Genomic DNA, 15,596 nt, shown 5'->3' with positions numbered 1-15,596 from the left:
AAGTTCGTCTTATATTTAGTCTTCATTTGATGGCTTACCGATAGTCGCAAGAATACCTCCATCAACATAAACCACTTGTCCGTTGACAAAATCACTCGCTTTTGAAGCTAAAAAGATGGCTGCCCCAGCTAAATCTTCTGGATCTCCCCAACGTGCAGCGGGAGTTCTGTTAATAATAAATTCGTTAAATGGATGACCGTCAACACGGATTGGTGCGGTTTGACTGGTAGCAAAATAACCTGGTCCAATTCCGTTAACTTGAATATTATGCTTAGCCCATTCGGTTGCTAAGTTTTGTGTTAACATTTTTAATCCGCCCTTTGCAGCTGCGTACGCAGAAACACTGTTTCTACCAAGCTCACTCATCATTGAGCAGATGTTAATGATTTTTCCTTCTTTACGCTCAATCATTTGTTTGGCAACCAACTGAGACATAATGAATGGCCCTACTAAATCGACATCAACAACACGTCTAAAATCTTCAACCGGCATGGTTATCGCCAATTCTCTTTTAATGATTCCGGCGTTGTTAACTAAGATATGGATATCTCCTAGCTCTTTAGAGATAATATCTACATACTTTTTAGCATCTTCTTCGTTTGTAACATCAAATAAGTATCCTGAAGCTTTAAAACCCTGATCTCTGTAGTGTTTAAGAGCATCTTCCATTTTAGATGGCGTTGTTCCTGTAATAACAAGTTCCGCTCCTGCGCTTGCTAGTCCATCGGCCATAGCCATTCCTAAACCATGAGTTCCTCCAGTAACTAGTGCTCTTTTTCCTTTTAAATTAAATAAATTCATTGTCTTATTATAATTCGTTTTTCAAGTAATCTCTCAATAATCCTAAAGATTTAAATCTTTAAAAAACAAAGCGTTTAGTTTAGTTAATCGTTTAAGCGAAATACGCTAAGGTAATCGATTACGCAAAAATAATTAATTTGGAGCTTATACACTACCTAAATTAACATTATCACTAAAAAAAAGCATTATTTTCAAAGATTAGTCCGTAAATATATAAATAATTAAGTGATTTGTTAATCTTCGAACATAAATTGTAGTATTTTCAACAGTGATACATCTCGTTTTCTGAGCGCTTCATCATACAACCCTCTTAAAATCAAAATTCTTTATAAAAGAAACCACTTAAAACGATAATTTATATCTCAAATTTTCACTTTATTCATATACATAAAAAAAGGTTGTCACTAAAACCTATTATTGGTTTTAAACTGACAACCCTCAAAGATATTAAAAGCCTTTAAATTTCTTTTACAAGTTTGATTTTTATTCGATTTTATAACTATTAATCCCCAAAGCATCCCAACCTTTTTTAACTTCAGCCAAAGCAGCTTTAAAGCTCTCAAAATCTTTATTTTCTATTGTTGTCCAACCAACTTCTGCATAAGCCGCAATTCTAGGAAAGGTTTGACGCTCTATGTCCTTATTGGTCGGTGTCCATTCGCTCCACATCTGACAGCCTAAACCTTGAATATTTTTATGATATTTTTCATCCAAATCTTTAGGTATTGGATTAAAATTATACGCTTTTTCTAATGGGATGCCTTTGTGCTTGTAATCTAAATAGGTGAATTTATGCCAAGAATTCACAATATCGTAACCTTTACTTGCGGCTTCCTCTAATAGCTTAATATCACCTTTCCAAAAATGTACAATTACATTTTTTGCCAATTCGGTTTCTGCATCCTCATCATTCTTTTTCTCTTCAAAATCAAAATGAAGCTTTTTACCCATAATCTCATTCCATCCCATCATTCTTCTACCATGCTCCTGCATGAAAATCGAAATCTTATTTACAAAATCAATTTGTAAGTCAGCAGGTGTATTTATATTGTGCTCTTTCATATACTTTTGTACTCGAGCAGATTTTTCCCAAACTTCATAAGGTACTTCATCACCTCCAATATGAATCACATCTGAAGGAAACAAATCAAACAACTCTAAAAGCACATCTTTTACAAACTTGATGGTTTCCGGTTTGGTTACATCATAATTATCATAGTGGCGCCCAAACTTAACAGGCACATCTATATCAATATCTGCGGTGCCTAGCCAGGTATAAGCCGCAATAGCAGCACTCGAATGCCCAGGCATTTCAAACTCAGGAACTATTTTTATGTTTCTCTCGGCAGCATAAGCCACGATATCTTTAATCTTGTCTTGTGTGTAAAAGCCACCATGTGGTTTTCCGGAAGTTTTTCCACTTTTCCATGTACCAATTTCACTATCTTCTCTAAACGCTCCAACCTCAGTTAATAATGGATATTTTTTTATCTCAATTCTCCAACCTGCATCATCAACTAAATGCCAATGAAAGACATTCATTTTTAAAGCCGCCATTTGATCAAGCATTTGTTTTACAAAATCCTCCCCATGAAAATAACGCGCTTCATCCAACATATAAGCACGCCATTTAAAACGCGGTTCGTCCTTAACTTCAATTGATGGCACTAACCATGTAACACTATTTTGGTCTGGATTACTTTCCTCAGACAATAACTGATTTAAAGTTTGAACGGCGTAAAATGCTCCTGCTCTACTATTAGAATTTATCGTGATTTTATCAGGACTTACCAATAATATATAAGCCTCATCGGCTAAAGTTTCATCGGTTTTAAATTCGATATCTGCACTTCCAGATGTCTCAAGAACCAACTCTTTTCCTGTTTTAGCTTTTAACAGAGTAACTAGATAAGAAGCTGTTTGTTTTTGATCTTCGTTTTCAAAAGATATACTCTTTCCTTCTTTAATAGAAAATGAAGACTCTCCCAAAACAACTTCTAAAGGTTTAGGTAATAATTTTATTTCTGAAGCAGTAAATGTTTTGTTCGTTTCAGAACAACTCAAAATCGTTATAAAAAGTAAACTAAGTAGGTAACGCATTGATTATAAGTCTTAAATATTTTATATTTGTGTTCGAACACAAATATAAAATATTTTAACAATAACGAGCCTTAATTCTTTCTTTTAACAACCTAACTCAAACTTTAAATAAATCTAAAACACCTTCCGCAAAAGTCTAACTAAGGCGATTATTTTCACGTATTTGTGAGATACAACCGAGGATACAAAATTCGCTGGTCCAGCAACCACTTCTTTTAACTCATATCCTGATTGCTTCATTTTTTCAAAAGCTATTTGGCGTTCTAAAGAGTGTACTTTCAAATCGTACCTTATTTGTTCTATATTATTATACCTAGTTTTCATCCTCATCTGAATTAAAAAAATTATTTGACATTTTAGTTATCACCACATTATCAATGCTTCGTCGAAACATAAAAGCCAGCGCCATTAAAACTAAAAGCCCTGCGCCAATTAAAAGACAAGCCAACGGCACACTATTTAATTTTTCTCCTAATGCAATCGCCCCTGCTACCGAAACGAAAAAAATCCCCAAAAAACCTAAACCGATAATTATAAAAAACTTTACTAACAAACTTATGGTTAATGAAAGCTGCTCGAAAATTTTGAGTTTAATATATTTTTCAGAAGACTTTAAGTAATCATCGCCATGCTGAAAAGTTTCCTGAGTCTTCTCATTTAATAAATTTAAAATCCCCATACTATTTCTGGTACTTTTTATTCTTTGCCTTTAAATCTGCCAATTTCTTTTCTAACAAGGTTATCACATCATCTGCCTGGTAACTCGCGTTAGACATGAGATGTTCCAACTCCTCTTCTAAAGAAGCTCTTTTCTGTTTCACGGATTTCGAAATGCTCTCACTAGTGTGCTCTATATTCTCAGACATTCTGTCTTTTATACCTTGAGCCTCATCAGCAATTTTTTTTCGTGTTACTGTTCCTTTATCCGGAGCAAATAAAACCCCTGCAACAGCGCCAACGGCAGTACCTACTAAAAATCCTAAAATGGTTCTACTATCTTTTCCCATGTTCTAATTGTTTTAAATTAAGATGTACATAAATTTAATAAATTAAAATCTTGCAACCCTAAATTTCACAATTTGTCTTACACTTTCAACTAAAACCTTTGCTATTATTTATGTTCGTTATAGAAACCAAAATCTTAAACTCGGAAGATAAACTGTGAAGAAATGATAAATTACTTATCGTATGTCTCTTATTAAGGAGCAACCCAAAATAAAAAAAGCCTCTCAAAAATTGAGAAGCTTTCTGTTTCTTAGTGCGGGCGGAGAGACTCGAACTCTCACACCTCGCGGCACTAGATCCTAAGTCTAGCGTGTCTACCAATTCCACCACGCCCGCTAAGAGGTTGCAAATATAAACAAGATTTTGAAATTGCAAACACCTATCCCCAAAAAAACATTCTTTTTTTTATACTTTTGTTTCAAAATTTGCATAACTACATGAAAAACACCACGTCTTACATAGAAAAAAATAAAGACCGATTTATATCTGAGCTTGTAGAACTTTTAAAAATCCCTTCTATAAGTGCAGATTCCACTTACAAAAGTGACGTTTTAAAAACTGCTGAAGCTGTAAAAGAAAGCCTTGAAAAAGCAGGTTGCGATACCGTAGAGATTTGCCCAACGGCAGGCTACCCTATTGTATATGGTGAAAAAATAATTGACAAAACCCTACCTACGGTTTTAGTTTACGGACATTACGATGTACAACCAGCCGACCCATTAGAACTATGGGACTCTGCTCCGTTTGAACCCGTAATTAAAACGACCGATATCCACCCGGAAGGTGCTATTTTCGCCCGTGGTGCATGCGACGACAAAGGACAAATGTACATGCACGTTAAAGCGTTGGAGTTTATGACTTCTACAGATCAATTGCCGTGTAATGTAAAATTCATGATTGAAGGCGAAGAAGAAGTTGGCAGTGTAAACTTATCAACCTTTGTAAAGGAAAACCGTGAAAAACTAAGCAACGACGTTATTTTGATTTCAGATACTGGAATGATCGCTAAAGATACGCCATCTATCACAACAGGATTACGCGGATTAAGCTACGTAGAAGTTGAAGTTACCGGACCTAACCGCGATTTACACTCAGGTTTATACGGAGGCGCTGTAGCCAACCCTGTTAATGTGCTTACAAAAATGATTGCTTCTTTACACGACGAAAACAACCACATTACTATTCCTGGGTTTTACGATAAAGTTGAAGAATTATCTCAAGACGAGCGTGCCGAAATGGCAAAAGCACCATTCAGTTTAGAGAACTACAAAAAAGCGTTAGATATAGATGATGTTTATGGTGAAGCAGGTTACACCACCAACGAGCGTAATTCCATCCGTCCAACTTTAGATGTTAACGGAATTTGGGGTGGCTACATAGGTGAAGGTGCCAAAACAGTTATTGCCAGCAAAGCTTATGCTAAAATTTCTATGCGATTAGTTCCCGGACAAGAATGGGAAGAAATCACACAACTATTTAAAACTCATTTCGAAAGCATCGCACCTAAAGCCGTAAAGGTTGAAGTAAAACCTCATCACGGCGGTCAAGCTTACGTTACTCCAACCGACAATGTTGGCTACCAGGCAGCAGCGAAAGCTTACACCGATACGTTTGGTAAAGCACCAATTCCACAACGTGGTGGCGGAAGTATTCCTATTGTAGCGCTTTTCGAGAAAGAATTAGACAGCAAAATTATTTTAATGGGCTTTGGTTTAGACAGTGATGCTATTCACTCCCCTAACGAGCATTTCGGAGTATTCAATTACCTTAAAGGCATTGAAACCATTCCATTATTCTATAAATATTTCACAGAATTATCTAAATAATTTTTAGGGTGTTACCGGTTTTTGCTTACAGGAGCAAAAACCGGTCGCGCTTTACGCACTACGCGGTAGTTGGCTTCAATCGCTAACACGAACACGACATCGCCAATGAAAAACCAACATTCCAACCACCTTATTCAACTTGCTTTAGCCACCTTTTTTATTAGTACATCAGGGGCTTTAGGAAAGTATATTGATTTACCCATTCCGGTAATTATTTGGTGGCGTTGTATTCTTGCTGGTATTGCATTGTTTGCATTTTGCAACTATAAAAAATTCAATCTTAAACTAAGTTCTAAAACAGATATTACCACAGTTATCATCAGTGCACTTTTAATGGGCGGCCACTGGGTAACCTACTTTTTCGCCTTAAAACTATCAAACGTAGCCTTAGGCATGTTATCTCTGTTTACCTTCCCTATTTTAACGGCATTTTTAGAACCTTTGTTTATTAAAACAAAATTCGATCCGTTTTATATTCTATTGGGTATTTTGGTATTATTAGGCCTTTACATTTTAGCTCCCGAGTTTAATTTAGAAAGTTCTCAGGTTAAAGGCGTTCTTTTCGGATTACTCTCCGCTGTATTTTACGCCTTACGCAATATTCTTTCTAAAAAACTAACCGCTAAATATAACGGCTCCAGCGTTATGTTCTACCAGAGTTTAGTTGTCGCTTTAATATTATCGCCAGCAATATTCCTTCTAGAGAGCAACGGACTAAAAGAGCAATTTCCTTATATTCTTTTCCTTGGTTTAATTACCACCGCTGTTGGCCATTCTATGTTAGTAAACAGTTTAAAACATTTTACAGTTAGTACCGCAAGTATTATTAATAGTATTCAACCCATTTTTGGAATCATTCTTGCTTTCTTCTTTTTAAACGAAATACCAACTCTAAACACCTTTATTGGTGGCTCACTTATTCTAGCAACTGTTATTATTGAAAGTGTAAGATCGAGAAATCGATAATAACAAAAACGCCATTTCGAATAATTAATAAACCATTATTTCGAAATGACGCTCTTAAAAAAAATCAATTAATCACAGTTTCTTATGGGAGATATGACAATCCTTTTCTTGTTTTCCAAATAAAGTATTTTTCAAATAAAACTTTATTAAAATCGTAAAGCACATTGGGAATCATAATCGCAAATTTTCTTGGTTTAAATAAAGTGTTACTTAAAATAATCACCTCTTTTTTACCGGCGTCCATAATACAGATTCCAGGAATTTTACCCCAGGCTTTTTTCTTAAGTTCTGTTTTTCCTTCGGTAACTCTAATAATATTTTCGGCAACAATTTTACCGGTTTCATCAGATGGATAGCCAGTTTTTGGACCTGAAAAAGGCACCTTACCAGGTTTAAAAGGTAATTTCACATCTACAGCAATACCAGCAGCCCAAACATTAGGGATTTCGGTATGTCTGTAATCATCTGTTACAGGAATATATCCGGCAGCAGTGGCTTTCAAATCTGGTGAGTTTTGCACAAAATCTACCCCAACAAACGGCGGCATCAACATGGTAAAACGACTTGGTAATTCTTCACCGCTCGTTAACATCACCTTATCTTTTGTGACTTCGGTTACACCGACTTCGGTTCTGAAGTGAATGTTAAACATCTTCATAAATGATTTCAACATCGTTTCTCCACCCGTTATACCATCAATACCAAAGTGACCTAAAAAGGTTTCAGGCGTAATCCAGTATAAATCTACTTTTTTACGAATATTTTGTTCACGAAGCCATTTTTCAATATTAAATAGGAATTCATAAGCAGCCCCCATACAACCAGCATTTTGCGTTGCTCCAATAACAATTGGACCAGGATTTTTCTTAAATTCTTCTAAGGCTGTTCTAATCTTCATAGCGCCATTAGGTGTTCCCACATAATGCGCATATTGTTCTACACCCGGAGCCACATCGTATTTTACTTTTGGTCCGGTAGCAATTACTAAATGGTCGTACTTTACAATACCCTTATTGGTATGTACTTCCTGGTTTTTAGTGTCTACTTTTAAAGCTTCAGCAACTAATAAATCAACACCTTTCTTTTTAAGGATTTCATCTTTTCTAAAAGAAATATCTTTGATGTCTCGTCTTCCGAAAGGCACCCAAATTAAAGATGGAATGAATAAAAACAACGGAGATTTATCTATCATAATTACTTTATGCTGATCTTTTCCTTTACGTTTTATCTCAAGGGCTGCAGTCATCCCTGCAAAGTTCCCTCCTATAACTACTGAAGTTGTCATAATACTTAGGTTTATTAATCTATGTTAAAATTACAATCTTAAAGCAACCTGCACAGCAACTTATGTTACACATAACCTACTTAAAACCAAGAATTAAATACATATATATGTAACATTTTTAAAATTTTAACGTTTAACACACTATCAATCAAAATCATCAATCATTATGTTAAAGCAATTTTTTATTATCTGCTCGGGTGCGGACACCGATATTTTAAATTCATGTTCAAAAGGTGAACAAAATAAATACGCTGGTATAGGGGCTACCGTGTTCTTTACTGCGCTCATGGCATTTATCGCTGCGAGTTATGCCTTACACACTGTTTTCGACAATTATTACACCTCAGTTTTTTTTGGTCTCATTTGGGGTTTACTCATTTTTAACCTGGATCGTTATATTGTTTCGACTATTAAAAAGACAGGAAATTTTGCAGATGAAGTGATTCAGGCTACACCTCGAATTATTTTGGCAGTTATCATTGCTGTAGTGATTTCAAAACCTCTGGAACTAAAAATATTTGAAAAGGAAATAGACCGTGTACTGTTAGAACAAAAAAATGAGTATACACTGGCCAACAAAAACCAGATTGCCGAACAATATACGCCACAAATTCAGAAATTAGAACAGTCCATCGCCAATTTACAAAATGACCTTACCACCAAGGAAACCGAGGTTAACGCCCTTTACAACACCTATATTTCTGAAGCAGAAGGCACAGCTGGCACAAAACTATTAGGCAAAGGCCCCGTATATAAAGAAAAACGAGACAAACATGACGCCGCCTTAGCTGAATTGCAACAACTCAAAATCGATAATACTGAAAAAATTAAAGCGATTGAAACCGAAATAGCAACGTTGAAAAATGATTACGATAATCAAGTAACAACATCACAACCTATTATTTCAAATTTCGATGGATTAATGGCTCGTGTAGATGCTTTAGGTCAATTACCTTGGTTGCCGTCATTTTTTATTTTTATGCTGTTTTTAGCCATTGAAACTTCACCGATTTTCGCTAAGTTGTTATCACCCAAAGGTGCTTATGATTTTAAATTAGAAAATGAAGAAACGGCCATTAGAACAAATGTGCTTCAAAATAAAAATCAAAGAGAAGCCCTCTTAAAAACGGAGTTTGCCATTAACGATCGTGTATATAAAGACATTGAAACGGAAGACGAATTGTATAACTACAAGCGTAAAAAAGCCCGAGAACTTTTGCAATTACAAGTCGATGCCTTTTTTAACCAGCAAAAGAATATATTGTAGTTAGGCGCTAATTTTAAGTGAGTTTGTTTATTTTTACCTCAACTCCCTAAGAAGCACAACTATTTTATTATGAAAAACATTATTTTATTTCTTTGCCTTATATGTGCGTGTCATGGATTTTCTCAAAGTAATGAGGAAGATGACAAAAAAGACATTCAAGCCGTTTTAAAAGCACAACGCCTGGCTTGGTCTAAAAACAATATTGAAGAATTTATGGAAGGGTACTGGAAAAGTGACTCCCTTAAATTCTACGGAAGTAATGGTGTTACTTACGGCTGGGAGAACACATTAAAACGTTACAAAAAAGCCTACCCGAGTAAGGATCACACGGGAAAGCTAAGCTTTAAAATAAACGATATATCTAAAATTACCGATGGCGCATATTACGTATTAGGAGAGTTTCACTTAAAGCGTGAAGTTGGTAATGCCTCCGGTTTTTTTATGTTAGTATTTAAGAAGATAAACGGCGAATGGAAAATTATCGCCGATACCTCTGCGTAAAAAATACAATTAGGTTTTCTTAACGTATTTTGTAATTATTACAATTTGCTGTCCGTCAACCTTACCTTCTATATATTCGGCATTGTCGCGATCTAAACGAATGTTTCTAACGGCCGTTCCTTGTTTCGCGACCATGCTGGATCCTTTTACTTTTAAATCTTTAACTAAGACAACCGAATCTCCGTTTTCTAAAATTACACCGTTAACATCGCGGTGAATTACTTTTTCGCTTTCATCTTTATCTTCTCCTGTTGCTCGCGCTAAAGCTAAAGCATCGTCGTCTAAATACATCATGTCTAATAAGTCTTTAGGCCACCCTTCGTTTCGTAAACGCTGTAACATTCTCCAAGATAAGATTTGCACCGCGACAAACTCACTCCACATACTGTCATTTAAACAACGCCAGTGATTGGCATCCATCTCAACTTCACCCTCAATCTGACTTAAACAGTTACTACAAACAAGCACACTATTGTCAACACTTTCGTTTAACGATGGCGGCAATGTATATTGACTTAATTCTTTGTCTGATTTACATAATTCGCATGTGTTGCTGCTTCTGTCTTTTAATGTTTGTAGTATACTCATGATTTGTATTTTAAGACTGCAATAATACACCTAAATTAAAGCTTCCGCAAGCTATAAAAAGAAAAAGGCATCTAAATTAGACGCCTCTTTCCCACTAATTAAGCTACCTATTTTGATAACTCTGCTACTAATTTGTATACGGCATCACCATGTACTGGTGTAAAATATTTACCAAATTTTTCGCCACGAGCTTTCCGATCTGCCTCATTAGGCCATTTTTTCTTAGCCATTTCCGTAAACCCATCGAACATTTTATCAAGATCTCCTAATGAATCTAAAAAATAAGCTTCTATAACTTGAGACGAATCACTTCCCCAGGCATGTCTATGTGGATAATAGCCTTTTATTAGTGAATTATCTTTAATGAACACATCGAAGTTTTCCTCCATTAAGGATTTGATTTCATCGCCATCATAATCCTTTGGAAAGGCCCAATGAGACGTTCTCACATAAAGGATTAAATCTTTTTTATTATTCTCTGGAATGTGTTTCGCCATGGGCATCGTATAATAAATCTCATCGGAGTGAATTGGTGAGTAATAAGCCCGCTGTTTTTCAAAAAAAGTCTCTCTGGCATCTTTATCAGGCCAGGCCGCTTCAGCTAATTCCTCATCCTTTTCATTAGCCTTAACAATATCTTCCCATGTGTTATAAACATTAACGAAAAGAATCTCTGTATTGTCCGGAGTCATTTGATGTAAATACACTGAATACCCGACGCGTAAATCGTTTTTCTTGATAACTTTCTCCAGATATTCTTTTTCTACTGACTTCCATGTGTCCATATCGAAATCCTCATAGTCCATATTCCAATGGGCCTTGGTTACTGTAATATACATGGGACGTGAATCGTCTTGTGCAAAAGCTGAAGACATACTGAATAATAATAGCAAAGTTAGCATTGCTGCAAATAGTTGATTAGTTGTTTTCATAATTGTAATAATTAAGGTTAGTATATTAGTTTTGAATATTAAATACTAAATCTTTAATTGGGGCAATTGAAAACCTGGGGTAATAAAAATTTGGGGAAGTAAAATTTGTTTTTTTGCTATTATTATTTCCAAGAGGGTAGTGAAATAACATCACTAATTTACAAAATTTAATTTACTAAAAATCAATTATTTAATTTAATTGATCTTTTAGTTTTTTGGGCATTCCTTTTACTACCATCTCATAAGAATGATCGATAAGAGAGACTAAAAGGGAAGCTGAAATCTCACCATCATGAAGTTTGACGGTATTCCAGTGCGTTTTACTCAAATGAAATCCTGGACCTATATTATCATATTCGCCACGAAGCTCTAATGCATATTCGGGATCACATTTTAAATTAATAGCTTTCTCTCCTATTTCCCATTTATCGAGAGCGATAAGCGCATACATTTTACCTAAAACCTTAAAGACTAACGTATCAGGATTAAAAGGGAACTCCTCGGTTGTTCCGTTCTTTTTTAAACAGTAATCTCGTATTTGTTCAATATTCATTCTAAAGCTTTTGCTTTAACCGGCTGTTCTATTTTTAGAGCATCGTAATCTAATCGCCAGCCTATGGTTTGCACGATATTTTCAATGAGTGAAATCGCCTCTAAAGCTTCCTGTTGTGCTGCGTTAAACAAGCCACTTTCTGGAATTTTATCTAAAATATGTTTCTTGGCATCATTATGCAGTTCGGTTAAATCGGAGGCTGCAAACTTGTTGAACACACCATCCTTTTTATCGTAATAGTTTAAATTGGTTTCTATAGTTAACACTTCTGGCTGTGGAAACCTGTGAATAATAATGGTTTTGGTTTTAGTATCGGCCTCTAACAAAACTTTTGAAAAATCGAATCCTACATGTGCTTTGGCATTAACAACAACCAAGGCTTTTTTAGTACTTGAAATAAGTTTTAAAAAACGCTCCTTTACATCTTCGTAATGGTAAATCTCGGCAAAATCACCTTCAACGGTAATAAATTTATACACTTTTTTAATCTTATCGAGAAGGATAACCGACTGTGAATTCACACGTTTCTTCTGCGCCTGAATTTTTAAATAAGTGACTACCGCCATAGTTATCAGCCCTCCTAATATTAAACCGAAAAGAATATCCATTACTCTATAATTTTATATAAAACTGGTTTGCTCGGTGCCGCATCGTTTTCAAAAGATGCTATTTGTAAATTTAACATATACTCGCCATCTTTCACCTTGTTTGGCACATAAATAAATTCGGTAATTGTGGCATCTAAACGCAGCTTACCTTTGGTGTTCCAAAACGCATTATGCGCTAATAACTTTCCTTCATCGCGCTCTTTATCAACACTTGGTAAATCGATGAGTAAATGCTTGATACCCTTTTCACGAAGATACACAGCCGCTTCCTCCAATAAATACGTGGGATTGGTTTTTGAATAACGTTTGGTAAGTTTATCTTTTAAATTAGGCATGGTACGGATAATAACAGCATCTCGTTTTTTATTCCCTAAAGCAAACTGAATTTGTTTTTTAGAGATTACAAAATCATCACCTAACTTTTCCGGAGCCACACTAATCACTTCAGCTAGAAAGAAAAACTGTTTTAAATTTTTATTGATAGAATGCACTGTTTCAGTAATATGCCCTGCACATTCGGTATGTGTCCCGTGGGCATGCGGATTAAATACAATCGTATTAAAATTTACAGCCGATCCTTTTACCACACTTCCAACCCAATCTTCCTCTTCAATAACCACCGGCTCAATTTCAGGGTTTCCTATATACCAGGCATTAACATTCGCTTCTCCTGACTGAATAGCGATAGAAATATCTAGAGGTTTGGTTAAATCGATTTGAAGTTTTCTTGAATTGTATTGAATGGTTGCAAGCATATATTAGTCTATTTTAAATAAATCTGAAGCAATACCGTCACTTAAAAACTTTCCTTTTTTAGTCACGATAAGTTTATCATCTTCAATATACAATAATTGTTGATTTCTATGTTTTTCAGATTGCTTTAAAATATAAGTTCTGTAATTTTCACCAAAATTTTGCGCCACTTTTTCTAAAGACACCCCCCAGATGGTACGTAAACCCGTCATCACATATTCATTATACTGATCGGTTTTAGACAGGATTTCGACTTCCATAGGTAACTCTCCTTTTTCAATTGCTTGAATATATTTTGAATTGTTTCTTACATTCCAGCTTCTGCTTGTACCATCAAACGAATGCGCCGATGGCCCAACACCTATATAGGGCTTCCCTTGCCAATAAGCAGTGTTATTTTTACTGAAAAACTCTGGCTTTCCAAAATTAGATAACTCATAATGTACAAAACCTGCATGTTCCAGTTTTTCTATCAACATATGAAATTGCTCCTGAGCTATGGCATCATCTGGAGCCTTAACTTTTCCTTTTTTTATAAAGGCATCAAGAGCCGTCTTAGGCTCAACCGTTAATGCATAACTGGAAATATGAGGGATATTGAATGACAAAGCCATTTCAATATTCTCCATCCAGTCTTCATGACTCAACCCTGGAATACCATAAATTAAATCAAGTGAAATATTATCGAAATACTGTGTAGCAACTTCTAAACACCCTTTGGCTTCTTCAGCATTATGTGCACGGTTCATCAACTTTAAATCACGCTCAAAAAACGACTGAATACCAATTGATAATCTGTTAACACCTATGCTTCTGTAAGCTTTAAAAACGGCATGCACATCAGTTCCGTTAACGGTTAAATCATCGGGATTAGCTTCTAAGGTAATTTCCGGGTTACTAATTACCTTATAATTTGAATATACTGCCTGAATAATGGAATCCAATTCAGATTCATTTAATAAAGAGGGTGTTCCCCCACCAAAATAAATGGTTTGCACCACCTGATTTTGGAATTCGCCTTTCCTCATCTCTAACTCTTTAATCAAGCAAGAAATTAAATCCGGCTTCTTCTTTAGAGAGGTTGAAAAGTGAAAATCGCAATAGTGACAAGCTTGCTTACAAAACGGTATGTGAATGTATATCCCTGCGATGACTTTTGAATTTTATAATTATAAACTTCACCTGAACCTGTAAAGCTCTTAAAACCTTATTTTTTTACCCGACTTTCATTCTGTTTAACAAAACTAGCCCAGCCCGAATAACTCTTACCAACCTCAACACGACCATCGTTGTAAAAATGACAAACCGCAGCGGCTAATCCATCGGTGGCATCTAAATTTTTAGGTAAGGCTTTTAATCCTAATAAACTTTGCAGCATTTTCGCGACCTGCTCTTTACTGGCATTACCACTCCCTGTAATCGCCATTTTAATTTTTTTTGGGGAATATTCCGTTATGGGTACTTCACGACTCAATCCAGCAGCCATAGCTACACCTTGTGCACGCCCTAACTTTAGCATACTTTGAACATTTTTCCCAAAGAAAGGTGCTTCAATCGCAATTTCATCGGGGTGATGGGTGTCAATCAATTCAACCGTACGTTCAAAAATCAGTTTCAGTTTTAAATAATGATCATCGTATTTTTTTAAATCGAGTTCATTTAACTGCAAAAAAGACATGGTCTTCCCAACAACTTTTATCAACCCAAAACCCATAACCGTCGTTCCCGGGTCGATTCCTAAAATAATTCTTTCCTTCGCCATATTAATTACAGTAATAGCAACCACTTAAAGATAACGAAAGTCCCACAGTAAATGTTAACACATTTCCGTTAAAAGATCCGTAACCATCTGCTACCGGATTAAATTCCTTTGCAAACCCATGAATATAAGAGGCATCAAAATACAACGACATGGTATCTGAAAGTCCGTAATGAAACTCCAAACCGGCCATCGCATTTAGGTATGATATTTTATTTTCTCCGTAATTATTTAATGGCTTCACCATCGAAAAACCCGGCCCGGCATGCACAAACATTCCGGTTCTGTTGGAGATAAAAATAATATTAGACAGATTATAAACGCCTTGCAGATTTATACGTGAATAATTCAATTTAAATTCCTGCGCATTACTATCGTTAATCATTCGGCTAAACCCATAATCCAACTTAGCGCCTAAATTGGGGTTAAACATGTATTGCACTCCAATATTTACGGTCGGAAAGTTTAACGACTGCCCTTCGAAACCAGACACAAAACCATCGATCGACGGACTATTAACTCCCAAAGCCATCTGCGCTTTTATGGTGCTTGTATCGTTTTGCGCAAAGCCTGAAACCATACAAAAAAGAAAAATAAATAAAGAAGATAAGCGCTTATTACGGCTTAAAAATGAAATCATACGCGATTATTG

The 15,596-nt window shown here is 35.6% G+C and carries 18 protein-coding genes and 1 tRNA gene; 4 read left to right on the top strand and 15 right to left on the bottom strand.

The genetic code is table 11. The annotated features are described in order from the left end of the window. Positions 1 to 15: 15 nt before the first annotated feature. From ICJ85_RS06665 to ICJ85_RS06640, 6 genes are all read right to left on the bottom strand, one after another. Positions 16 to 801, bottom strand: coding sequence for a gluconate 5-dehydrogenase (locus ICJ85_RS06665; RefSeq protein ID WP_188222988.1), 786 nt, complete (start codon positions 799 to 801; stop codon positions 16 to 18). Between the two features lie 483 nt (positions 802 to 1,284). Then, positions 1,285 to 2,901 (bottom strand): beta-N-acetylhexosaminidase, encoded by a 1,617-nt coding sequence (locus tag ICJ85_RS06660; protein WP_188222987.1) that lies wholly within the window; start codon positions 2,899 to 2,901, stop codon positions 1,285 to 1,287. A gap of 114 nt (positions 2,902 to 3,015) precedes the next feature. Beyond that, positions 3,016 to 3,225, bottom strand: a complete 210-nt coding sequence (locus ICJ85_RS06655; RefSeq protein WP_188222986.1) for a hypothetical protein — start codon at positions 3,223 to 3,225, stop codon at positions 3,016 to 3,018. Continuing rightward, positions 3,215 to 3,580 (bottom strand): hypothetical protein, encoded by a 366-nt coding sequence (locus tag ICJ85_RS06650; protein WP_188222985.1) that lies wholly within the window; start codon positions 3,578 to 3,580, stop codon positions 3,215 to 3,217. The genes ICJ85_RS06655 and ICJ85_RS06650 overlap by 11 nt, the downstream gene beginning before the upstream one ends. 1 nt (position 3,581) lies before the next feature. Beyond that, positions 3,582 to 3,908 (bottom strand): YtxH domain-containing protein, encoded by a 327-nt coding sequence (locus ICJ85_RS06645; RefSeq protein ID WP_188222984.1) that lies wholly within the window; start codon positions 3,906 to 3,908, stop codon positions 3,582 to 3,584. Between the two features lie 252 nt (positions 3,909 to 4,160). Further along, positions 4,161 to 4,242, bottom strand: a tRNA-Leu gene (locus tag ICJ85_RS06640). A 101-nt stretch (positions 4,243 to 4,343) separates the two neighbouring features. Between ICJ85_RS06640 and ICJ85_RS06635 the strand changes: the two genes are divergently transcribed. Together ICJ85_RS06635 and ICJ85_RS06630 are read left to right on the top strand one after the other, a co-directional pair. Continuing rightward, positions 4,344 to 5,732 carry a dipeptidase gene (locus tag ICJ85_RS06635; RefSeq protein ID WP_188222983.1) on the top strand — a complete coding sequence of 463 codons (1,389 nt, stop codon included), beginning with the start codon at positions 4,344 to 4,346 and terminating at the stop codon, positions 5,730 to 5,732. Positions 5,733 to 5,837: 105 nt separating this feature from the next. After that, positions 5,838 to 6,698 (top strand): DMT family transporter, encoded by an 861-nt coding sequence (locus tag ICJ85_RS06630; protein ID WP_188222982.1) that lies wholly within the window; start codon positions 5,838 to 5,840, stop codon positions 6,696 to 6,698. Between the two features lie 82 nt (positions 6,699 to 6,780). Here the strand turns inward: ICJ85_RS06630 and ICJ85_RS06625 are convergent, their stop codons facing one another. Beyond that, positions 6,781 to 7,983, bottom strand: a complete 1,203-nt coding sequence (locus tag ICJ85_RS06625; RefSeq protein WP_188222981.1) for an NAD(P)/FAD-dependent oxidoreductase — start codon at positions 7,981 to 7,983, stop codon at positions 6,781 to 6,783. A gap of 166 nt (positions 7,984 to 8,149) precedes the next feature. Between ICJ85_RS06625 and ICJ85_RS06620 the strand changes: the two genes are divergently transcribed. After that, on the top strand, positions 8,150 to 9,250 hold the full coding sequence (locus ICJ85_RS06620) for a DUF4407 domain-containing protein (RefSeq protein ID WP_188222980.1): 1,101 nt from the start codon (positions 8,150 to 8,152) through the stop codon (positions 9,248 to 9,250). Between the two features lie 69 nt (positions 9,251 to 9,319). After that, positions 9,320 to 9,751: a YybH family protein gene (locus ICJ85_RS06615; RefSeq protein WP_188222979.1), complete on the top strand. Its 432-nt coding sequence runs from the start codon at positions 9,320 to 9,322 to the stop codon at positions 9,749 to 9,751. Between the two features lie 9 nt (positions 9,752 to 9,760). Here the strand turns inward: ICJ85_RS06615 and ICJ85_RS06610 are convergent, their stop codons facing one another. The 8 genes from ICJ85_RS06610 to ICJ85_RS06575 all read right to left on the bottom strand — a co-directional run bounded on the left by ICJ85_RS06610 (position 9,761) and on the right by ICJ85_RS06575 (position 15,584). Further along, positions 9,761 to 10,339 carry a PhnA domain-containing protein gene (locus tag ICJ85_RS06610; protein ID WP_188222978.1) on the bottom strand — a complete coding sequence of 193 codons (579 nt, stop codon included), beginning with the start codon at positions 10,337 to 10,339 and terminating at the stop codon, positions 9,761 to 9,763. A gap of 107 nt (positions 10,340 to 10,446) precedes the next feature. After that, entirely contained in the window at positions 10,447 to 11,271 is an 825-nt protein-coding gene (locus ICJ85_RS06605; RefSeq protein WP_188222977.1) for a hypothetical protein, read from the bottom strand. 190 nt (positions 11,272 to 11,461) lie between these two features. After that, complete coding sequence (locus ICJ85_RS06600) at positions 11,462 to 11,824, bottom strand: MmcQ/YjbR family DNA-binding protein (RefSeq protein ID WP_188222976.1); 363 nt, start codon at positions 11,822 to 11,824, stop codon at positions 11,462 to 11,464. Beyond that, complete coding sequence (locus ICJ85_RS06595; protein WP_188222975.1) at positions 11,821 to 12,432, bottom strand: DUF4230 domain-containing protein; 612 nt, start codon at positions 12,430 to 12,432, stop codon at positions 11,821 to 11,823. Before ICJ85_RS06595 ends, ICJ85_RS06600 begins: the two co-directional genes overlap by 4 nt. Next, the gene (locus ICJ85_RS06590; protein WP_188222974.1) at positions 12,432 to 13,187 is read right to left on the bottom strand and encodes a cyclase family protein; all 756 of its coding nucleotides are present in this window, start codon (positions 13,185 to 13,187) and stop codon (positions 12,432 to 12,434) included. Before ICJ85_RS06590 ends, ICJ85_RS06595 begins: the two co-directional genes overlap by 1 nt. 3 nt (positions 13,188 to 13,190) lie before the next feature. Next, entirely contained in the window at positions 13,191 to 14,336 is a 1,146-nt protein-coding gene (gene hemW / locus ICJ85_RS06585) for a radical SAM family heme chaperone HemW (protein WP_188223143.1), read from the bottom strand. A gap of 56 nt (positions 14,337 to 14,392) precedes the next feature. Beyond that, complete coding sequence (gene ruvC / locus ICJ85_RS06580; protein WP_188222973.1) at positions 14,393 to 14,947, bottom strand: crossover junction endodeoxyribonuclease RuvC; 555 nt, start codon at positions 14,945 to 14,947, stop codon at positions 14,393 to 14,395. Position 14,948: 1 nt separating this feature from the next. Then, positions 14,949 to 15,584, bottom strand: a complete 636-nt coding sequence (locus ICJ85_RS06575) for an outer membrane beta-barrel protein (protein ID WP_188222972.1) — start codon at positions 15,582 to 15,584, stop codon at positions 14,949 to 14,951. Positions 15,585 to 15,596 lie beyond the last annotated feature (12 nt).

The sequence above is a fragment of the Aestuariibaculum marinum genome (assembly GCF_014596975.1).
Taxonomy (GTDB): Bacteria; Bacteroidota; Bacteroidia; order Flavobacteriales; family Flavobacteriaceae; genus Aestuariibaculum; species Aestuariibaculum marinum.
Note: the sequence above shows the minus strand (reverse complement) of the source record. Positions and strands in the feature narration are given on the sequence as shown.